17 protein-coding genes and 2 pseudogenes are annotated in these 19,607 nt (G+C 69.0%); 2 read left to right on the forward strand and 17 right to left on the reverse strand.

All coding sequences use genetic code 11. The features are described 5' to 3' along the window. Positions 1–414: 414 nt before the first annotated feature. Positions 415–1,029, reverse strand: a pseudogene (locus EIZ45_RS47000) (site-specific integrase); the annotation flags it as partial. Positions 1,030–1,163: 134 nt separating this feature from the next. Continuing rightward, a pseudogene (locus EIZ45_RS46545) lies at positions 1,164–1,457 on the reverse strand (NlpC/P60 family protein); the annotation flags it as partial. A 52-nt stretch (positions 1,458–1,509) separates the two neighbouring features. Between EIZ45_RS46545 and EIZ45_RS46245 the strand changes: the two are divergent. Further along, complete coding sequence (locus EIZ45_RS46245; RefSeq protein WP_158714542.1) at positions 1,510–1,836, forward strand: hypothetical protein; 327 nt, start codon at positions 1,510–1,512, stop codon at positions 1,834–1,836. A gap of 298 nt (positions 1,837–2,134) precedes the next feature. Here the strand turns inward: EIZ45_RS46245 and EIZ45_RS29250 are convergent, their stop codons facing one another. From EIZ45_RS29250 to EIZ45_RS29310, 13 genes are all read right to left on the reverse strand, one after another. After that, complete coding sequence (locus tag EIZ45_RS29250; RefSeq protein WP_240690815.1) at positions 2,135–2,749, reverse strand: TetR/AcrR family transcriptional regulator; 615 nt, start codon at positions 2,747–2,749, stop codon at positions 2,135–2,137. A gap of 17 nt (positions 2,750–2,766) precedes the next feature. Continuing rightward, complete coding sequence (locus EIZ45_RS29255; RefSeq protein WP_158242519.1) at positions 2,767–3,270, reverse strand: LLM class flavin-dependent oxidoreductase; 504 nt, start codon at positions 3,268–3,270, stop codon at positions 2,767–2,769. Further along, a complete protein-coding gene (locus EIZ45_RS29260) occupies positions 3,267–3,749 on the reverse strand; it encodes a (2Fe-2S)-binding protein (protein WP_020661359.1) in 483 nt (160 codons plus the stop codon). Before EIZ45_RS29260 ends, EIZ45_RS29255 begins: the two co-directional genes overlap by 4 nt. Continuing rightward, positions 3,746–4,564, reverse strand: a complete 819-nt coding sequence (locus tag EIZ45_RS29265; RefSeq protein ID WP_020661360.1) for a xanthine dehydrogenase family protein subunit M — start codon at positions 4,562–4,564, stop codon at positions 3,746–3,748. Before EIZ45_RS29265 ends, EIZ45_RS29260 begins: the two co-directional genes overlap by 4 nt. Before the next feature lie 10 nt (positions 4,565–4,574). Next, positions 4,575–5,300 carry an enoyl-CoA hydratase gene (locus EIZ45_RS29270; protein ID WP_020661361.1) on the reverse strand — a complete coding sequence of 242 codons (726 nt, stop codon included), beginning with the start codon at positions 5,298–5,300 and terminating at the stop codon, positions 4,575–4,577. After that, positions 5,297–7,630 (reverse strand): xanthine dehydrogenase family protein molybdopterin-binding subunit, encoded by a 2,334-nt coding sequence (locus tag EIZ45_RS29275; protein WP_101438521.1) that lies wholly within the window; start codon positions 7,628–7,630, stop codon positions 5,297–5,299. Before EIZ45_RS29275 ends, EIZ45_RS29270 begins: the two co-directional genes overlap by 4 nt. After that, positions 7,627–8,391, reverse strand: a complete 765-nt coding sequence (locus EIZ45_RS29280) for an SDR family NAD(P)-dependent oxidoreductase (protein ID WP_134667155.1) — start codon at positions 8,389–8,391, stop codon at positions 7,627–7,629. The genes EIZ45_RS29275 and EIZ45_RS29280 overlap by 4 nt, the downstream gene beginning before the upstream one ends. A gap of 2 nt (positions 8,392–8,393) precedes the next feature. After that, complete coding sequence (locus EIZ45_RS29285) at positions 8,394–9,188, reverse strand: MBL fold metallo-hydrolase (protein WP_134736087.1); 795 nt, start codon at positions 9,186–9,188, stop codon at positions 8,394–8,396. Then, entirely contained in the window at positions 9,185–10,297 is a 1,113-nt protein-coding gene (locus EIZ45_RS29290) for a zinc-binding dehydrogenase (RefSeq protein WP_037817659.1), read from the reverse strand. Before EIZ45_RS29290 ends, EIZ45_RS29285 begins: the two co-directional genes overlap by 4 nt. Continuing rightward, positions 10,294–11,694, reverse strand: coding sequence for an aldehyde dehydrogenase family protein (locus tag EIZ45_RS29295; RefSeq protein ID WP_101438520.1), 1,401 nt, complete (start codon positions 11,692–11,694; stop codon positions 10,294–10,296). Before EIZ45_RS29295 ends, EIZ45_RS29290 begins: the two co-directional genes overlap by 4 nt. After that, the gene (locus EIZ45_RS29300; RefSeq protein ID WP_101438519.1) at positions 11,691–12,401 is read right to left on the reverse strand and encodes an SRPBCC family protein; all 711 of its coding nucleotides are present in this window, start codon (positions 12,399–12,401) and stop codon (positions 11,691–11,693) included. The genes EIZ45_RS29295 and EIZ45_RS29300 overlap by 4 nt, the downstream gene beginning before the upstream one ends. 75 nt (positions 12,402–12,476) lie before the next feature. After that, positions 12,477–14,021, reverse strand: coding sequence for a class I adenylate-forming enzyme family protein (locus tag EIZ45_RS29305; protein ID WP_101438518.1), 1,545 nt, complete (start codon positions 14,019–14,021; stop codon positions 12,477–12,479). 111 nt (positions 14,022–14,132) lie between these two features. Next, positions 14,133–14,744 carry a TetR/AcrR family transcriptional regulator gene (locus EIZ45_RS29310; protein ID WP_037817664.1) on the reverse strand — a complete coding sequence of 204 codons (612 nt, stop codon included), beginning with the start codon at positions 14,742–14,744 and terminating at the stop codon, positions 14,133–14,135. Between the two features lie 686 nt (positions 14,745–15,430). Between EIZ45_RS29310 and EIZ45_RS29320 the strand changes: the two genes are divergently transcribed. Next, positions 15,431–16,795, forward strand: a complete 1,365-nt coding sequence (locus EIZ45_RS29320) for an MFS transporter (RefSeq protein WP_134667157.1) — start codon at positions 15,431–15,433, stop codon at positions 16,793–16,795. A 73-nt stretch (positions 16,796–16,868) separates the two neighbouring features. On the opposite strand, the gene EIZ45_RS29325 is transcribed toward EIZ45_RS29320, so the two are convergent. Both EIZ45_RS29325 and EIZ45_RS29330 read right to left on the reverse strand, forming a co-directional pair. Beyond that, a complete protein-coding gene (locus EIZ45_RS29325; RefSeq protein WP_134667159.1) occupies positions 16,869–18,479 on the reverse strand; it encodes a CdaR family transcriptional regulator in 1,611 nt (536 codons plus the stop codon). Then, entirely contained in the window at positions 18,476–19,552 is a 1,077-nt protein-coding gene (locus EIZ45_RS29330; RefSeq protein WP_101438515.1) for a DUF917 domain-containing protein, read from the reverse strand. The genes EIZ45_RS29325 and EIZ45_RS29330 overlap by 4 nt, the downstream gene beginning before the upstream one ends. Positions 19,553–19,607: the final 55 nt, after the last annotated feature.

Consider the following 19,607-nt stretch of genomic DNA (forward strand, 5'->3'; position numbering starts at 1 on the left):
CGCCCGGAGACCACCGGGCCGGCCGACACAACCCAGCACCTGCGAGCCCGAGGGGAGCCCGAGAGCGCAGAAACACGACGACAAACCGCGACACCGCCCGACACCAGCGACACACCCACACTGAGGAAAACGGCCCTGTCCGACATCACTCGGCACCACCCGGTACGTCACTCTTAACCAGCGGGTTCGGGGTTCGAGTCCCTGATGGCGCACCCTCACACCCCAGGTGGTCGGAAACGATGACCTGGGGTTTTGTGTTATGCGGACGTTGTTCTTCCGGTTCTCGACTGTCCATTGTGGTCTCCTGCGAGCCCGAGGGAGCCCGAGAACGCTAGCCGGCCGCAACGCGGCCTGCCGGGGGATGGCCCCGGCGAGCCGGCGGGCGCCGTCGGCGGCGAGTTCCTGGGCGACGTTGGTGTAGAGGTCCATCGTGACCTTGATCGACGAGTGCCGGAGGATGTGCTGGATCACCTTCATCTCCACCCCCGCCGCGAGCATCAACGTCGCCGCGCCGTGGCGGAGTCCGTGGAGAGTGATCGGGGGCAGGCCGGCCATCACGATCAGGCGGGCGAACTCGTCCGCGACGTCCGCCGGATGCAACGGGCTCCCGTCGGGGCAGGTGAAGAGCAAGTCGTGCTCCCGCCAATCGCTGCCGAGTCGGGTCTTCGCCTCGTCCTGACGGGCCAGGTGCGCGGCAAGGACGAGCACGGTGTCCGGGTCGAGCGGCACAATCCCCTCCGACGACGGGGTCTTGGGCTTGGACTGGCCGGTCTCCCACCCGTACTGCACGATCTGGTTCGCCACCTCCAGACAGCCCGCGTCCAGGAACGTGTCCGAGCGGCGCTGCCCGCACGCCTCGCCCCGCCGCAACGCCGCAACGCCGCATACGCGATCAGATGGAACAACGGGTAGAGCGGGTGGTCGACCGCGAAGTCGAGGAACCGCCCGGTCTGCTCCCCCGCCCACACCATCACCGGGAACGGCACCTCCCCGGTGCGCCGCCACTTCGCCACCCGCTCCGGCGTCCACAGCCGCGGCTTCGGCCGCTCCGCCCGCGGCAACTCCACCAGCACCGCCACGTTCACCAGCAACAACCCTTCCCGCACCCGCCGCTTGAGCAAGGCTCGCAGGGTTTCCCGGATCCGGTGCAACGACAAGAAGACGAGGTAGCCCGGATGCAGCGCCTCGATGCCCGCGGCCCGGGGCAGGCGATCGCCCAGGGCGAACTGGGCTCCGCGCTGGTGCGGCAGCGTGATGCCGACGCGGGCGCGGGTGTAGCGGGCGAGTCCGCCGCAGTCGAAGCCGATCTTGTTGTAGTCGCCGTGCCGGTCGGGCACTCTTCCGTCGCGGATTCCCTGGCTCGGACCGGCGGCGGTGCCGCCTCCCCAGGCGTAGGACACCGATCTGGGACATGGCCGCGTCGATGACCTGCCTGGCTCGTCCGCTCGCCGGTCCATGGGCGGCGGGGCGGAGTTGCAGCGCGTCGTAGCCGCGGGTGTCGGCGAGGACGTGATCGACGTAGACCCGGCTGGCGTTGTACGAGTAGATCGCGTCGCGCACGTCGGCGTCCTTGCCGAGGTCTCGGGGGCCGCGGCCGCACAGGTGGACGACGGCGAGGGCAGCGTCGAAGGCGTTCTGCGGGTTGCGGATTCCGTCATCGTTGCCGTCCTGCGCCACGGTCTGCCAACTGGTGGAGAGGAACTGGAACAGTCCTTCGGCGCAGGCGAAGGTGCCGTCGGGGTTGCGGATCGGGGTGTGGTTGCCGCCGGTGCCGGCGCCGTCCAGTTGGGGCCGAGGATCGGCGGGTTGATGTCGCCGTTCGGTGCGATGGCGTAGCCGGCGGCGTGGCGGGATTCTTCCCCGGCGATGCCGGCGAGAATGCTCCAGCGCATGCCTCGGCAGCCGGGGCGAACCCGGGCGACCCGGTGTGCGGCGCGCGGGTGGGCGGTGAGCATGACGGACGGGGTTCCGGGGCTTCTCCGGGTGCGTCGGTGGTTCGGTCGGAGGCGTCGTCGGCGATTGCGATCAGGACGCCGGCGGCCAGGACAACAGCGAGAAGCGGTCCGGCCAGATGGGAACAGCGGGGTCCAGAGCATGTCGACCCCGCATAGTCAGACCAGAAATAGCCGAGTGCTCAACTGTCCCTTGGGACTGCTGAGACAGGAGCCCTGGCCGGATTAGTTCTTATCGACTCTGCGCCAGCGATGCTCAACGCGTAACGGCTGTATTGTTCCGCGACATCGTCGGCGGACAGGTTTCCGTCGTCCCGGAACCACCGAGCGATGCTCACGCACATCTCCCGGATCGCGAATGAGGCAAGTGCCGGCGAATCGACATGGAAAGCTCCGGCAGCAGCTCCACCTGCGATGATCGCGCGGAAGGCGTGCTCGTGCTGCCGGCGCCTGCTCTGCAGGCGGCTGCGATGCGGCTCGTCGAGAGAATCTGTGTCGCGGTTGACCACCAGGGCTTGGCGGCGGTGTGTCGCGTGGCGGTAGGCGTAGACCCGGGTGGCCCCGCGCAGCCGAGTTTCCCAGTCTCCGTTCGCGGTCGCACGGTGGAACTCCTCGAGCACGGTCGCCGTGGTCTCGTCCACGATTGCGCGCAGCAGGTCCTGTTTGGACCGCATGTGGTTGTAAAGGCTGGGTGTGCGGATGCCCAGAGTGTCGGCGATCTGGCTCAGAGCGGTGCCGTGGAAGCCGCGCTCCGCGAAAAGGGTCAGGGCGACGTCGAGGACGATTCGCTCGCTCACGCCAGCTCGGAGTTCGCTCACCGCGTCACTCCGGCGAGCCAGGCGGACGCATCGCCCACGGATTGGAGGCATCTCGTCAAGGGAGTCATGGCTTCGTCGCGTTCCGGATGATTCCGGGAAGCGAACTCGGCGGCCAGCCGGGCGGGTCCTCGGCCGCTGCCCGCCACGAGCACAGGGAGCTTCGGCACGCGTGCGAGAACCTCTTCGAGGATCCTTTCTGCTGCCGCTGCTCCGCTGTAGGGGCCGTCGTCGGCAAGCAGCGGGCCAACGCCGAGGATGAAGCGGCCATCGCTGAGGTAGTCAAGGGTTTCGGCTGCCTCCGCCACGGCCGGCGCGTCCTTGGAAGTGGTCAAGCAGCAGATGCGGACCCGCCGGGTCACCACGGCCGCCGCCGCGCACGAGACGAAGTCCTCTTCGAAGTACAGCGTGTCGCAGCCGGCTTCATCGAGAACTTGGCAGGTGCGCCCAAGCCCGGCTGCCGGCGCGCCGCGGAGCCGCAGGACGACCCCGCGGCGCGTCACGACGGCTCCGGTTCGGCGGCCAGTTCGCTCGCCGCCGCCTCGACAGCGTCGATGATGCCGACGTAGCCGGTGCACCGGCAGATGTTGCCCGACAGCTCTTCTCGGATGCGGGCCCGGCACGGCCGTTCTTCGCGGTTGAGCAAGTCGAGCGCGGACATCAGCATGCCCGGAGTACAGAAGCCGCACTGCAACCCATGGTGCGTCGAAAACGCCTCCTGAAGAGGGTGTAGGCAGCCGTCTTGCCCGGCCATCCCCTCGACCGTCGTCACCGAGGTGCCTTCCGCTTGGACCGCGAACATGAGGCACGCGCGGACCGGGTCGCCGTCGACCAGAACGGTGCACGCGCCGCAGACCCCGTGCTCACAACCGACGTGCGTGCCGGTCAGTCCGAGGTCTTCGCGCAGCGCGTCAGCGAGCGTTCGCCTCGGCTCGACGTCGATCTGCTGACGATCCCCGTTGACAGCGAGTTCGATCTTCATGCTGCGACACGCTCCTTTTCCTGCCCGAGGGCACGGAGGACGAATTCCTCAGTCATCGCACGCCGGTACTCGGCCGAGGCGTGGATGTCGGAGCTCGGCGAGGCGGCTGCGGCGGCTGCGGCAGCCACCTCGTGCGGTGGAGCGCCGGCGTCGAGCAACTGCTCAGCCTCCTCGGCGCGCAGCGGGACGCCGCCGACGCCGCCGATCGCGATCCGCCAGTGTCCGCCGACCTCGGCGGCGGCGACGGTGACCAGACCGAAGTCGCCGTGCCGGCGGGAGAACTCCGCGAATCCCCAGCGCTGCGGCAACGGCATGTCGACCGCAGTGACCACCTCGTCGTCGGCGAGCGTGGTTTCCAACGGACCGGTGCAGAAGTCTGCCGCGGAGCTTGTGCGAGTACCGTGCAGGCTAGCGATGTGAACGGTCGCGCCGAGCGCAGCGGCGACCACTGGCAGTTCCGCGGCCGGGTCGGCGTGGGAGATGCTGCCGCCGCAGGTGCCCCGGGAACGGATCGCCGTGTGCCCGATCCACCGCGCGGCCTCGGCAAGCATCGGGTGTGCCGTTTGCTCCACGAGGCGGGCGTGGCGGACGAGCGCCCCGATCCGGAGGGCGCCGTCAACCGGCACGATCGTGGACAGCCCGGGGATCCGGTTGATGTCGACCAGGACCTTGGGCCGCGCCATGCGCAGCGCGAGTACCGGCACCAGGCTCTGTCCGCCGGCGATGATCTTCCCGTCGCCGGCTGCGTCGGCCAGGGCCTGCACGGCTTCCCGGACGCTCGTGGCGCGGAGGTAGTCGAACGGAGCTGGTTTCATGGCGGACCTTTCAGCGCCCGCGGAACCGCGGGGCGCGTTTCTCGTCGCGGGCACGCTGGCTCTCGGCGAAATCTTCACTGCTCCAACAGGAATCGAAAAGCTGGTCGAGGCGGGGATCCCACCGCCGAGGCTCGAACAGCGACTCCAGCGCGGTCTTGGCGTACCGCAACGACAACGGCGCGAACTCCGCGATCTCCCGGGCCCACGCGGTCGCCTCGGCGTCCGTCCCTAGCCGGTCCGCCAGACCGCAGCCGAGTGCGCGTGCCGCGTCCAGCCGCTCGCAGCCGAGCAGCACTGCGCGCGCTGCTCCGCCGCCCGCCAGCAACGCCAGCCGCCGGACGGTCCACGGGTCCACCGCGAGCCCATTGCGGGCTGTCGGCACCGCGAAGACCGCGGTGTCGGCCGCCACGCGCAGGTCGCAGGCGATCGCGAGCTGTGTCCCGGCCCCGATCGCGGGACCGTTGACCGCCGCGATCACTGGTACCGGCGCGGCGGTGATGGCGTGCAGAGTCGCGTAGAGCGCGGTGCGGAACCCTTCGCCGTAGACACCGCCGAAGTCGGCACCGGCACAGAAGCTCGTGCCGGCACCGGTCACGACGATCGCGCGGGAGGTGTCCGCGAACTTCTCCACCGCCGCTCGCAGCGACTGCAGATGTTCGATGTCGAGAGCGTTGCGCTTCTCGTGGCGGTCGAGCACGATCCGCCCTACGCCGCCCTGTTCCTCGGTGGTGATCATCGCAGTGCCTCCCACACGGCAGCCGGGGACAGCGGCAGGTGGGTGACCCGGACGCCGAGAGCATCGGCAACGGCCCCGGCCAGCACCGCGTTCGGGCCGAGGGTGCCGCCCTCGCCGACTCCGCGTACCCCCAACGGGTTGTCCGCCGGATTCGACAGGTGGTCGATGACAAGGTCCGGGACCTCGGCGCTCGTGGGCATGAGGTAGTCCATCAGCGTTCCGGTGGACAGGTTCCCTGACTCGTCGTAGATCAGGTGCTCGTACAGCGCGCCGCCGATGCCCTGGGCGATCGACCCGGCGATCTGCCCCTCGACGATCTGCGGGTTGATCACCGTGCCCGCGTCCTCGACGCACACCCACTTGAGGATCCGGATTTCCCCGGTCGCCCGGTCGACTTCGACGACCGCGGCCTGCGCGCCCGCCGCGAACGCGCCCCGGATCGGGTCGTAGAACTCCGTCGCCTCCAGGCCTGGCTCGATGCCCTCGGGCAGTCGATTCGACTCGAGGTAGGCGACCCGGGCGACTTCGGCCAGCGTCCCGAGCGGCTTCGGCTCGCCCACGACCCTGACCTCGCCCGCCTTGATCTCGACATCGGCCGGGCCTACCTCGAACAACTCGCTCGCCAGCCGGATGATCTTCTCCCGCACCGACGTTCCGGCACGGTGGGCGGCCCCGCCCCCGATGACGGCCTGCCGCGAGGAAAACGCGCCGAACCCCCACAAGGATTCGTTCGTGTCGCCGATGCGCACCTCGACGTCCTCAAAGCGGACACCGACCGCATCTGCGACGATCTGCGCGACTGTCGTCTCCAAGCCCTGCCCCTGCGACGTGACTCCGGAAAGGACAGTGACGCGGCCATCGGGGTCGACCCGGACCGTGCAGGCGTCGTGTCCGGTGCGGAACGGCATCCGCGGCCCCGCGGCAGCAGCCCGGCCGAGGCCGGTCAGCTCGTTGTAGCAGGCCATGCCGAGCCCGATCGGATTCTTCCCTTCCTCTCGCCGCCGACCTTGCTCCACGAGGAAGTCGTCGTAGCCGATGGTGGCGATCGCCTTCTCGAGGCACTCGCCGTACCACCCGGAGTCGTCGACGAGCCGGGACGGCATCCGGTACGGGATCTCCGCCGGGGTGATCAGATTTCTTGTGCGGATGTCCAAAGAGGACATCCGCAGGGCGGCTGCGGCTTCGTCGAGCAGGGTTTCCATCGCGAAGACGCTCGCGGGGCGGGCGACGCCGCGATATGGCCCGGATGGCGACGTGTTGGTCGCGACGCCGCGGACGGTGCACCGGTAATTCCGCAGCCGGTACGGCCCAGACAGGAGCCCGCCGGCCATCAGCGGCTCGATGCCGGCTGTCCACGGGTAGACCGAATAGGCGCCCACGTTGCACGTGACGTCGGCGTCCAGCGCCACCAGCTCGCCGTCGGCGGTGAACCCCGCTCGCACCCGATACCGGTGGTCTCGGGCGTGCGTCGCGGCCAGGAGGTGCTCGGCACGGTCTTCGACCCACTTCACCGGGATGCCGGGCATCTGCTGTGCGACCAGGCAGACAGCGACGTCTTCGGGATAGAGCACCGCCTTGACGCCGAAACCGCCGCCGACATCGGGAGCGATGACCCGGATGGTGCCCTCGGGCAGGCCCAGCAGCTCGGCGAGCATGTTCCGCGCGATGTGCGGCACCTGGGTGCCGGACCAGAACGTCAGGCGCTCGCCGTCCCAGACCGCCGCCCCGGCTCGGCACTCCATCGGGTTTCCCGCGTGCCGGTTGGTCACCAACTCGCGCTCGATGACCAGATGGGCCTGCGCCAAGGCATCCGGCACCTCGCCGGTGTCGAAAGTGCGCTCCAGCAGGACGTTGTCCGGCGCGTCTGCGTGCACCGGCTCCTTCGGCGCCACCCATGCGGTGACCGTGGCGGGCAACGGCTCGTAGTCCACGTCGATCAGCTCGAGCGCGTCCTCGGCCTGATACCGGTCGTCTGCTACCACTACGGCCACCGGCTCACCGGCGAACCGCACCTTGTCCCGGGCCAGGATCGGCTGCTCGGTCTCCACATAGGACGGCAACGCGGACCTCGCACGGAGCCCGATCGCCGCGAACGCCGGGTGGTCGCCGCTGAACACCGCGCGCGCGGCGACGCCTAGTGCGGAGGTGTCGACGGACTTGATCCGGGCGTGGCCGTAGGGGCTGCGCAGGAACGCGAGGTGTCGCATCCTCGGCAGCTGCAGGTCGGAGACGTACCGGCCGCGGCCGGTCAGCAGCCGCGTGTCCTCTTTGCGGCGGAAGGCTCGTCCGACCGCGCGCCCGTCGTCGGGCTCGTCGTCGTGCGCGGTCATGGCATCGTGTACCCGCCGTTGACCGACACGATCTGCCCGGTGGTCCAGGACGACAGCGGCGAGGCCAACAGCAGGATGGTCGGGGTGAGGTCGGCGGGCGTGCCCAGGCGGCGCAGCGGGTACGCGGAGAGGATCTTCTTCATCTTGGCCTCGTCCGCGTTGCCGGTGTGGGCGTCGAGGCTCTGGGTCTGCACGAGCGCGATCGAGACGGCGTTCGCACGGATCTTGTGCCGCGCCAGTTCTTTGGCCAGCGATTTGGTCAACCCGACGGTTGTCGAGCGGGTGGTCGCCGTGACGAGCAGCCGCGATTCGCCCACGCGGCCGGAGTCGCCCATCAGGCTGACGATCGACCCGCCGCCGTTCTCCGCCATCTGCCGAGCCACCGCCTGGGTGACGCGCAGCGTGCCCGCCACCGTCACCCCGATCTGCGGTGCCCAGTCCTCTTCGGTCGTCTCGAGGAACGGCTTGCTCTGGGTCGCGGCCGCGTTGTTGACCAGCACGTCGATCGACCCCATCTGGTCGGCGACCTCGGCCACCGCGCGCGTCACGGATTCGCCGTCCTGCAGGTTCGCGCCCACGGCGATCGACTTGACGCCCAGAGCAGCCGCCTCCTTCGCGCCTTGTTCCGCGCCGTCGGAGGAGGAGTTGTAGTGGAAGGCGACATTGGCGCCTTCCGCTGCGAACGCGAGCCCGATCGCACGGCCCAGGCCCTGCCCGGCACCGGTTACGAGGACGTTCTTGCCGCGGAGCTGAAGATCCATGGTCATTCCTTCTCGAGTGGGGTGAACCGGCGCTCGCCGTCCACGGTGATCAGGCGGCCGGGCGGGAAGTGCGCGGCGGCGACGAAATCGGGCTGGTCCGTGACGACCGCGACGAGGTCCGCGCGCACCTTCCGCGCGGCCACCGGGTCAAGGTCGAAGACGGCTTCCCATGCGGGATCCGTGAGTTCGACCGGGGAGTGCGCGACATCGCCGAGCAGCATCGCCCGTTCCCCTTCGCTCGACACCACGTAGACCGCAGTCCCCGGGGTGTGGCCGGGCAGGTGGCGGACGTCGAACCCCGGAGCGAGGGTGGTGTCGTGCTCGAACGTCTCCAGCCGCTCGGTGAGCGGGGAAAGCTTGCGCACCGCGCCTGGATCGGCGTCGGGACTCTCGACGAAGTGCGCCCAGTCGGCGCGGTGGACGCGGTAGGTCGCGTCCGGGAACACGACCTCGCCCTTCTTCGTGGCCCACCCCACGTGGTCGAAGTGCAGGTGGGTGAAGACGACGTCGGTGACGTCCCAGGGATCCACCCCAAGCGCACACAGGCTCTCCAGAAACCGCCCGCCGTGGTACTTGTCGTTGTCGATCGTCCCGACACCCGCATCCACCAGGATGACCCGTTCCCCGGTCCGCACCAGGAAGCCGCCGAGCTCGAGCCGCAGGCGGCCGGACTCGTCGAGGAGATGCTCGTGACAGGACCACGCGTCCGACCGCCCCGGGTAGGTCAGCACCTCGCGGGCAGGCTCCTGGCCGTAGCCGTCGTAGACGGGTTCGACGCTCAGCGCCCCGACCTTCATCGGGCACCGTCCGGCACGACCAACGTGCGGATGCCGCGTCCGGCGGCCATTTCCGCCAGCGCAGCCTCCACATCGGACAGTTTGCCGTGCCCGGTCACCATCGCCGCCAAGTCGAGCCGGCCGTCCCGGATGTGGTCGAAGTAGCGCGGCAGGTCTCGGTTCGCGTCCAGCGAGCCGGCGACACAGCCCACCAGGGTTCGGGCGAAGTGGAACAGCTCCAAGGCACTGAAGCTGACCTGGTCGTCCTTTCCGCCGATGCCGACCACGCACGCGGTCCCGCCGCGCCGGGTCATTCCCCACGCGTCGCGGATCGTCCGCGAGGAACCCACGCAGTCGAAAGCGAAGTCGACGCCTTGCTTGTCGGTGAGCCCCCGGACGGTCTTCTTGGTGTCGTCGTCGGCTGGCACGAAGTGGTGCGCGCCGAGCGCGATCGCCAGACTCGCCTTGTCCTGATTGCGATCCACCGCGATGACATTCGCAGCGCCGGCGAGTCGGGCGCCCTGCACCGCGGCCAGTCCGACGCCGCCGAGGCCGACGACGAGCACCGACGAGCCGGTAGTGACGGCGGCGGTCTTCGTGACCGCGCCCACGCCAGTCGTGATGGCGCAGCCCAGCAAAGCGGCGTCTTCAGTGCTGATGTCGTCGGGCACCTTGACCGCGGCCGCGGACGGGACGACGGTCTGGTCGGCGAACGAGCCGACCGTCAGTCCGGGGTAGACCGGCTCACCCGACGAGTCCAGCGCGTAGGGCTCGGCACCCCGCGCGGACCCGTTGACGCACAAGTGCGGTTCGTTGCGCGCGCAGCTGACGCAGTGCCCGCACGGCGTGATCCACAGCAGGATGACGCGGTCGCCTTCCCGCAGGTCTGTGACGGCGGAACCGGTCTCCACGACGGTGCCGCAGGCTTCGTGCCCGAGCACCGCGGGCAACTGCTGGGCGAGCACGCCGCGGGCCAGCGACAGGTCGGAGTGGCAAACGCCAGTGGCGTCGATACGTACCCGGATGTCACCCGCCCCAACGTCCTTCAGCCGGATGCGTTCGACCTCCATCGGCTTGTCCGGCGACCGCAGCACGAGCGCGTTCACTTCGACCTGGTATCCGTCCGTCACAGCTGCACCGCCTTGATCTCGAGGACGTCTTCGATGCCGAAGTCGCCGATCTCCCGGCCGATGCCGGACTGCTTGTAGCCGCCGAAGGGGGCGCGCGGGTTGAACGGCGCCGCGTTGACGTCGATCTGGCCGGTGCGGATCCGGGCCGCCCAGTCCAGCGCCTGGTCGACGTCGCCGATCCACAGCGCGCCGCCGAGGCCGTAGATCGAGTCGTTGGCCAGCTCGATCGCGTGGTCGTCGGAGTCGGCCGGCAGGATCGACAGGACCGGGCCGAAGATCTCTTCCCTCGCGAGCCGTGAGGCGGGGTCGACCTCGCTGAAGACGGCTGGGGCGACGAAGTGTCCCTTGTCCGGAACCGGAAGGCTCCCCGTGACGAGCTTGCCGCCCTGCGGGTCGAGGAAGCTCTCGACCTCCTTGCGCTGCCCCGCCGAGATCAGCGGGCCGAGCCGGTCGCCGGGCATGTACTTGGCCGCCGCCGCGGCGGCGAGCTGCTCCACCTGCGCCAAGCGGGACGCCGGGACGATGAGTCGGGACAACGCCGTGCAGGTCTGGCCGCCGTTGAGGAAGCAGTTGGCCACGGTCACCTTGACCGCCTTCGCCAGCAGCTCGTCGGACACGTCCGAGAGCACTACGCTCGCGGACTTGCCGCCGAGTTCCAGGGTTACGCCCTTGACGGTCTCGGCCGCGGCCGCGGCGACCTGCCGCCCCACCGGCGTGGAGCCGGTGAAGGAGACGTGGTCGACGCCCGGGTGGCGAGACAGCAGGTCACCCACCACCCGACCGCCTCCGGTGACCAGGTTCAGCACCCCGGGCGGGAACTTGGCGGCCTCGAAAGCGCGTGCCAGCTCGAACGCGGTCAGCGGGGTGAGGGCGGCGGGCTTGAGCACCACTGTGCAGCCGGCCGCGATCGCCGGAACGACCTTCACGATCACCTGGTGCAGCGGGAGATTCCACGGCGTCACCGCCGCGACGACGCCGACCGGCTCGCGCAGGATCACCGAGTTGTCGCGCTGGGCGCGGAAGGGGAATTCCGCGAGGGCGTCCGCCGTGCGGGCGATGACGGCGAGCGGCACGTCCACGTGCAGCTTCCGTGCCAGCGGCAGCGGTGAGCCTTGTTCGCGGTTGATGAGGCCGGCGAAGGCGTCGGCCCGGTCCGCGAGGACGTCCTTCAGGCGGCGTAGCGCCGCCACCCGGTCTTCGACCGGCGTGGCCGCCCACTTCGGGAAGGCCGCGCGGGCGGCGCTCACCGCCTGGTCGACGTCGAACTCGGTCCCCTGGGTCACTACACCGGTGATTTCCTCGGTGGCCGGGTTCTCGACTTCGCTGTCGTCGCCGTGGCCGGCGACCCAGTCGCCGCCGATGTAGAGCGCGGGTTCGCGGATCAGCTCGTCCGTCACAGGACCGCCTCCTCGGGGTAGGTCCGGCCGGTTGCGACCGGAAACGACAGGTTGATCACTACGGGCGGGGACGCCGACGGGGCACCGGAGCGGCCGCGGTTGCGCAACACCAGGATCCCGGCCAGGAGCGCGATCAGTCCGCCGACGACGGGCAGCGCGCGCTTGGCGATCAGGCCGCCCATGCTCGAGAAGACATCGAGCGCTTCGACCTCGTCGGCGGGAGCGGCGGCGCGGGCCGCGGCAGGCGCCTCGGTCGACGCGGAGCCCGGGGCGAACTCGGCTTCCAGCCGTCGCACGAACTGGCCGATCAGCTTGTTCGTGACGTCCGAGATGACTCCCCGGCCGAACTGGGCGACCCGCCCGGACAAGTCGAGCTCGGTGCGGACGTCGACCTTGGTTCCCGACCCCTGTTCGGCCAGGCTCATGGTCACCGTCGCCGCGGCGTTGCCTTGCCCGCCCGCGTCTTTGCCTTCGGCACGGACCACCGCTCGGTGCGCTTTGTCGTCCTTCTCGGCGAACCGGGCGGTTCCCCGGTACTGCGCCGACACGGGGCCGACCTTGATCTTGACCCCGCCGCGGTACACGCCGTCCTCCACGCCCTGCAGCGAGGCGCCCGGCAGGCACGGTGCGACGCGTTCCAGATCGGTCAGCACCCGCCAGGCTTCATCGACCGGCAGATTGACCGTGAAGGTGTTGGAGAGCTCCACCTGAACCACCTTACTAATTAACGTTAGTTTGCATGCTACGGGCAGCCGGATGCCAGGTCAATGACGCGAGGCCCCTCAGCCGGCCGGCGTCGGCAACTGCTTCTGCAGAAGGAACCGCATGATCTTGCCCGAGCCTGTGCGCGGGATCGACTCGATCTCGAAGACGCCTGCCGGGACCTTGAACTTCGACAGTTCGCGGGCGCATCGGCCCAAGAGCGCGTCGACGTCCAGCTTTCCCGGTTCTTCCGGGACGACGAACGCCACCGGCACCTCGCCGAGATCGGGGTGCTCACGCGCCACCACGGCGGCATCGCGGACCTCGTCCGCTTTGAGCAGCACGGCTTCGACCTCGGCCGGGTAGATATTCTCCCCGCCCCGGATGATGAGCTCCTTGGTCCGGCCGCTGATGGTCAGGAAGCCGTTGGCATCGCGCCTGCCCAAGTCTCCGGTCCGGTACCAGCCGTCCTGGAGCACTTCGGCGGTGGCCTCGTCGAGGTTGTGATAGCCGCGCATCACATTCGGTCCGCTGACCCACAGCTCGCCTTCTTCGCCTACGCCGACATCGCGACCGCTCACCGGGTCCACCAGGCGCACCCCGATCCCCGGCATCGGCAGCCCGCACGAGCCGAGCACACGCCCGCCGTCGGGGGTGTTCATGGTGACCATCGTCGAGGTCTCGGTGATGCCGTAGCCCTCCAGCAGCTTGACTCCGAACACCTCCTCGAATTCGGCGTTCAGGGCAGCGGGCAGGATCGCCCCGGCGGACAGGCACAGCCGCAGTCCTTCGGCATCGACCGTGCGTTCCCGGGCGGAGTGCACGAGGTACTGGAACATGGTCGGCACCCCGGGCAGGATGGTGAAGTCCTCCGTGGCCAGCAAATCGAGCACCCGGCCGGGCGAGAATTTGGGCAGGATGCGTTCGGTCGCGCCCGTCGCGAACACTCCCAGCACGCACAGGACCAGCGCGTAGGAATGGAACAGCGGCAAGGGACACAGCACCCGGTCCTGTTCGGACATTCCGGCGATCGGGGCCCAGCACGCGGCCACCACCCACAGGCAGCCGCGCTGCGTGAGCACAACACCCTTGGGCCGACCGGTGGTCCCGGAGGTGTAAAGCATCCACGCGGCGTCGTCCAGTCCCAGGTCGTCGCGCGGCGGGCCGGCAGGCTCGGTGGTGGCCAGTTCCTCGTACGACCGCGCGTCCTCGACCCGGCCCGGCCGGACCACGAGAACCATCGCGCCCCGGAGGCGGCCGAGCTCGCGGGCGTGCGCGAGGTGGGCCCGGTCGGTGATGATGACCGAGGCGCCGGAGTCGACGAGCATGTGCTCGATCTCCGCGGGAGCGGCATCGGCGTTCACACAGACGCCGACCAGCGAAGCCCGGGTCGTCATGAGGTAGGCCTCGGCGATATCCGCACTGTTGTCCAGGTAGATCAGCACGCGATCACCCCGGGCAATGCCCGCGCTGACCAGGTGACCGGCCACCCGGCGGGTGCGGTCGGCGAGGTCCTGGTAGCTGACTGAACGACGGTCGTCGCTGAAAACGATCTTGTCGCCCCACCGCGCAGCCTGCTCGACGAGCAGCTGCGGCACGGGACGGATCAGCTCGACTCTGAGCATGAGCACTCCTGACGGGACAAGTTACTAACTAATGCTCGTTAGTTTTGAGAGGGTAGCGCTGCCCTTCTCACTGCACAAGGGGTCGGCCGGGAGAGTCGGACCGAGGGCCGGTCAGCTCAGGCCGGCGACGCGGAGCGCATAGCGGCTGTAGGTTTCGGCGACGGCTTCGGCCGACTGCGGGCCGTCCTCCCGGAACCACCGGGCGATGCTCACGCACATTTCGAGGATGCCGAATGCGGCCAAGGTGGGCTCCGGTTCTGTGAACCGGCCTTCGCGGACGCCCTCCTCAATGAGGTCGCGGATGGCACCGGCATGGCGGCGGCGCAGCTCGAGCACCTCCGAGCGCACTGGTTCTTCCAAGCTGTCGACGTCGCGGTTGACGATGATCGCCTCACGGCGGTGGGTGGCGTGCCGCAACGCATAGACACGCGCTGCCCGACGCAGCCGTTCCACCACGTCGCCGACGCTGTGCACCGCCTGCTCGTAATCCGCCCACACCTGCTCGGTGGTGTCGGCGATGATGTCCCGCAGCAGGTCCTGCTTCGACTTCATGTGGTTGTAGAGGCTCGGCGTGCGGATGCCCAAGACGTCCGCGATCTGGCTCAGTGCGGTGCCGTGGTACCCCCGCTCGGCGAACAACGTCAGCGCGGCCTCCCGAACCGCACCCGGGCTCACGGTCGCCTTGGTCTCGCTTCGCCCCGCCGACGTCTTGGAACTCACCATCTCATGATGACAGGGCCGCCGCCCGCACCCGTCCTCCGGGCACCCCCCGCAGGCACCCCGTGGTCATCGGCATGTCCCGGATCCGCCTGTGAGCGACGTGCAGCCACAGGTATAGGTCAGCGATCGCGTCGATCGGGTCGACCGCGCTGGTGGCCCCGGTGCCGCACGTCGCTACCACTCACCAGGCGACGGGAACCGGTGCGGACCGCCGGGTGGTGGCGCCGATCTACCGGGCCGAGATGGTGTACCGGATCCGGCAACTGAGCAGTACCCGCGGCTGCTGGAAATCGCGGTGGTGGCGCGCAACCCGGTTAGAGAGGTCGTCTCCTACGTGCAGGACAACACGTCCGAGCCGCTGACGGTGACCGATATGGCGTAACGGGTTTCGCTCAGCCCGTCGGCGTTTTCGCACCTCTTCTGTGAGGTGACGGGGAAATCGCCGTACCAGTTCGCGAAGGAGATGCGGCTCAACCGCGTCCGTGACCTGTTGATCGGAGGAACGCTGAGTGTCACGCAGGCTCACGATTCGGGGGCGACCCCGCGCGTATTCCGATCTTCGCCCCGCCGGGATTGGACGCATCGCCCAAGCCGGGCTGCTCGAGCAGTGCGCACAGCACATCGTCGGCTGAATGACCGGGTGCCTACAGTTCGCACACTTCTCAAGCCGTCCGCCCGGAGGTCGTCCGATGAGCAGCGAAGAAGCGGGCCGAACCCGCGCCCCGTCGACAGAGGCGTTGGGCAGATCAGCCGCGACCGTCTCAGTCGGGTCCATGTTCCACCGGATGCCGCTGTCGCGGGTCCACATCAAGATCGGAATCGCACTCTACGCCGCTCTCGCCATCGAGTCGTGGGAAATGCTGAGCCTGACCTACATCGCCCCCGCGGTGGAGGCCGGACTGCGCGTCACCGCAGCGCAGTTGGGACTCGTCATCTCCGCGCTCTTCTTCGGCATGATCCCCGGAGCCCTCGCCTGGGGGCCGATTTCCGACCGGATCGGCAGGCGCGCGACCTGCACGTGGAGTCTCGCCGGGTACGGCGTAGTCACCCTGGTCGGCAGCTTCTCCCCCAATTACGAAATGCTTCTCGTGACGCGGGCCGTGGCGGGTTTCCTTTTCGCCGGCATCCTGACCATCACGTTCCCCTACTTCGAAGAGCTGCTGCCGGTACGGCATCGCGGCCGGCTCACCGTGTACCTGGCAGCGGGCTGGCCGCTCGGCATGCTCCTCGCCGTCGGCATCACCGCGCTGCTCGGCACGCACGAATGGCGCGGCGTCATCATCGCGAGCGCGGTCGCCAGCCTGTGGGTGCTCGTCATCCGCCGTTGGGTGCCGGAGTCCCCGTACTGGCTCGTCCAGCGCGGCCGCCAGGACGAGGCGCTGACGACCCTGCGGCGGCTCGGCGCCGCGGACGCGGAGAACCTCAGCGCGCAGTCCTTGTCCGTCCCCGAGGTGCGGGCGGGTTCGTTCGCGGCACTGTTCCGGGGACGGCTCGGCCGGATCACTGTTTTGCAGCTGGTCGTGAATTTCCTGTTCTCCTGGGGATACTGGGGCCTGCAGACGTGGCTGCCGACCCTGCTCGAACAGCGCGGTCTGTCCGCATCCTCGAGCCTGGGGTTCGCCGCGATCAGCGCGGTGTTCATGATTCCCGGGTACGTCAGCGCTTCCTGGCTCACCGGCAGGTACGGCCGCAAAAAGATCTTCGTCGGCTACGTCCTCGCTGCCGCGGCCGGCGGATTCTACTTCGCGAACGCCAGTACGCTTGCCGAGTTGTACATCGGCAGCTTCGTGTTGTCGTTCTTCAGCCTTGGCGCATGGGGGGTTTGGGACACCTGGGTCGGCGAGATCTATCCGTCGCCGGTACGGGGCTTGGGCTACAGCGTCGGCTTCTGCGGCCAGCGCGTCGCGAACACGATCGCGCCCAGCGTGGTCGGGATTCTCCTGGCACACGCGAGCGGATTCTCCTCGACTGTTCTTTTCATCGACCTTTTCCTCGTCGCGACAGCAGTTTTCGCCGTGGTGATACCCGAAACGGAAGGGCGGGAGCTCGCGTAGCGGTCGCACGCGATACAGCACTGTGAGCCTGTCACCGCACTGCCTCCCGGCGAGTGCGGTGACAGGCTCGTCCTCAGCCGCGCAGCTTCGCCAATCGACACGCGAGCTGGACCGCGAGCCGCTCGTCCGGGTCGTCGAGATCCGCGGACAGCACGCTCTTCGCCCGGGAGATCCGGTTCACGACGGTGTTGCGATGGACTCCGAGGATTTCGGCCGTCACGGTCGGAGAGGACTCGTTGTCCAGGAACACTTCGAGGGTGCTGAGCAGCTCCTCTTGCCGGTCGATCTCGAGCACCGGGCGCAGCAGGCTGCGCGCGAGGTCGCGGGACTCCTCGGAGCTGTACCAGCCGACCAAGATCCGTTGCAGGCCGACCTCGTCGATGTGCTGCACGCCGCTGCGGGATCCGGCCCCCTGGGCGATAGTCATCGCCTCGTGGGCTTCGGCCAGGCTGCGTTTCAGTCCCTGCAGTCCGAGATACGGCCGGCCGATCCCGGCATAAACCCTGAGGTGGTCCCGTTTTTCCAGAAAACGTCGTACTGCCTGGCGGACCGCCGCGGTGTCGTGCGCGAAACTCGCGGCCGGTGGCTCCACAAGCCGTACGGTCCAGGTCGTCCATCCGTCGGAGCGTTCGACGAGGGGACCGTCGAAGCCGGCCTCCGCCAAGAGCGCCCGCACCGGATCGGTGAGCGCCAGGATCTGCATCGAGTCGACGGGCCCGGCGATCCGCAGATGCACGGCGGTGGCCCAGCCGTCGGTGATCCACCCTAGCGTGGCGACCTGCTGTACCAGCGCTGCGGACGGGCGGCCGGCGGTGGCGATGATGGCGTTGAGCACGCCGAGACGAGCGCGGGCGTCGCGTTCCTGTTCGAGCCGGTCAGAAATCAGCCGATTGGCGACGTAACTGCTGCCGATCTTCAGCAACGACCGGGCCGCGCTGGTGCGCACCTCGCCCGGCGCCTCCAGCTCGGCGACGATCCAGAAGCTCGGCCGTTCGCCGCTGGCCAGCGTCACCGGCTGGGTGACGCGGTGGGTTGTGCCGACCACAGTGGACAGTTGGACGTTGACCTGGTCTTTGCGGAGCAAGGGCGGCGTCAGAGGATCCCCGGCGAGCAGCTCGCCCTCCGCGGCGACGAGCGACACCTGCGCGCCGAGAGCCTGCCGCACGACGTCCAGGACGCCCGCGACCCCGCTGCTGGGGGACAGATGGGCCAGCTTGTCCACCGCGTCCACGATCACCCTGGCCAGCACGCGTTGCGGCGCTTCGACCAGCTCCCTCAGCGCGTCGGCCAGCTCGAGTACAGTGTCGTCGGTCTCGACCAGCGCGACCCCGCTGCGGTCGGCCAGACGGCAGCTGGCGATGCCCGGCGGCTGTTCCGGAGAAACGACAACGAGCATGATCGCGCCTGCCTCGCCCATCCAGCGCAGGGTGACGTCCACCAAGTACGTGTCGAGAGCGAGTTCACGACCGTCCAGCAGGACGATGGCGCCGGCAAAGCCGCCTTCGCGCGAACGTCCGGCAGGAGCGATCAGCACGCGGGTCGCACGCCGGTCGAGGGCGGACTCGCCACCGAGGAGAGTGGCCGCGGCCAGCCGGCCCCACCTGAGCACCTCGCCGAGACAGACGCCCGGTCCGTCCGGATCGCGCTGCGATGCGACGGTGCCGCTTCCGGCATCCCCATTCATCGAATCGTCCCGTTCAGCGGAGCGAAATCGACGTAGTAACCGAAGGCGGCAGGCCCGACCACGTCGAGGAACCCTTCGCGGTTCCACTGTTCGGCACAAGGCAAGCCCAGCACCGTGACCCGCTCGCCGTAGCTCAGCGACTCCGTGGTGACCGGTTCCGCCGTGTCGTGGTCGAGCATGCAGATGAGATCGGGCGGCGTCACGACGGGGAGCCCGTCCTCGATCGCGAGCAGAAGCTCGTTCTGCATCTCGATCCGCATCGTGCAGGTCGGATCGACGAACCCCTCGATCGTCACCGTGCCGCGGGCGAAGCCGGTCGTCGTCCGCCGGTCCAGGTCGATGATCTTCCCCTCGAAGACCTTCCGGCCTCCGGTGAACTCGAGGAACTCCTGCCACGCGCCGTTCTCCCGGCGCTGGATCGCGCGCAGCAACCGGCCGATCGTGCTGCAGTACTCCAGCGAGTCGGGGATCGCGGTCGCCTTCGCCTGGGCGACGGTCATCGGGTACGAGGCCAAGGCGTTCGCCAGCCCGAGCATCATCGCCGAGCCGCGGACCAGTCGTTCGCCCACCTGGTTCGTGATCGCCTCGAAGGTGATCTTGTTGCCCTTCTCGTCCGCGAGGCTCATCGGGGACGCGCTGATGCCGCCGAGGGTGAACGTGGTCATCTCGACCTGCGGGAAAGTGCGTCGCATCCCGTCCGCGTCCACGCAAGGAACGCCCAGTTCGACGGCCACCGCCAGCGGGATCAGCGTGTTCATCCCGCCTGCCTCGACCGGCATGATGCCGTCGACCTTGCGGCCGAGGTACGACGAGAGAGCGCGCACCGCGGCGATGAACTCCCGGCCGGCGGGGATTTTCTCGACGATGGCCGTGGACGCGCCCACTACCCCGACCGTGACCAGCTGCGCGTCGTCCGGGAACTCGTCGAGTTTGGCGACGGTGACCGGCCCGTAGTCGTCGATGGCCTGCTCCGCGATGAGCCTCGCGAGGGCCGGGTCTCCCCCGCCGCCGTTGCCCAGCAACGTGGCGCCGAGCGTCAACTCGGCCAACTCCGGTTTGCCGAGCTGCCTCATGGCACGTCCTTCCCCGGGCGACGATCCGAAGATTACGAGGACACCGTAAGCCCGG

Source organism: Amycolatopsis sp. CFH S0740, assembly GCF_004522315.1.
Taxonomy (GTDB): domain Bacteria; phylum Actinomycetota; class Actinomycetes; order Mycobacteriales; family Pseudonocardiaceae; genus Amycolatopsis; species Amycolatopsis nivea.

What these genes read in the sequence shown, in the direction of transcription:
- EIZ45_RS29260 (WP_020661359.1), bottom strand. Translation starts at nt 3,749, where the DNA reads ATGAAGATCGAACTCGCTGTCAACGGGGATCGTCAGCAGATCGACGTC.
- EIZ45_RS29265 (WP_020661360.1), bottom strand. Translation starts at nt 4,564, where the DNA reads ATGAAACCAGCTCCGTTCGACTACCTCCGCGCCACGAGCGTCCGGGAA.
- EIZ45_RS29270 (WP_020661361.1), bottom strand. Translation starts at nt 5,300, where the DNA reads ATGATCACCACCGAGGAACAGGGCGGCGTAGGGCGGATCGTGCTCGAC.
- EIZ45_RS29275 (WP_101438521.1), bottom strand. Translation starts at nt 7,630, where the DNA reads ATGACCGCGCACGACGACGAGCCCGACGACGGGCGCGCGGTCGGACGA.
- EIZ45_RS29280 (WP_134667155.1), bottom strand. Translation starts at nt 8,391, where the DNA reads ATGGATCTTCAGCTCCGCGGCAAGAACGTCCTCGTAACCGGTGCCGGG.
- EIZ45_RS29285 (WP_134736087.1), bottom strand. Translation starts at nt 9,188, where the DNA reads ATGAAGGTCGGGGCGCTGAGCGTCGAACCCGTCTACGACGGCTACGGC.
- EIZ45_RS29305 (WP_101438518.1), bottom strand. Translation starts at nt 14,021, where the DNA reads ATGCTCAGAGTCGAGCTGATCCGTCCCGTGCCGCAGCTGCTCGTCGAG.
- EIZ45_RS29310 (WP_037817664.1), bottom strand. Translation starts at nt 14,744, where the DNA reads ATGGTGAGTTCCAAGACGTCGGCGGGGCGAAGCGAGACCAAGGCGACC.
- EIZ45_RS29320 (WP_134667157.1), top strand. Translation starts at nt 15,431, where the DNA reads ATGAGCAGCGAAGAAGCGGGCCGAACCCGCGCCCCGTCGACAGAGGCG.
- EIZ45_RS29325 (WP_134667159.1), bottom strand. Translation starts at nt 18,479, where the DNA reads ATGAATGGGGATGCCGGAAGCGGCACCGTCGCATCGCAGCGCGATCCG.
- EIZ45_RS29330 (WP_101438515.1), bottom strand. Translation starts at nt 19,552, where the DNA reads ATGAGGCAGCTCGGCAAACCGGAGTTGGCCGAGTTGACGCTCGGCGCC.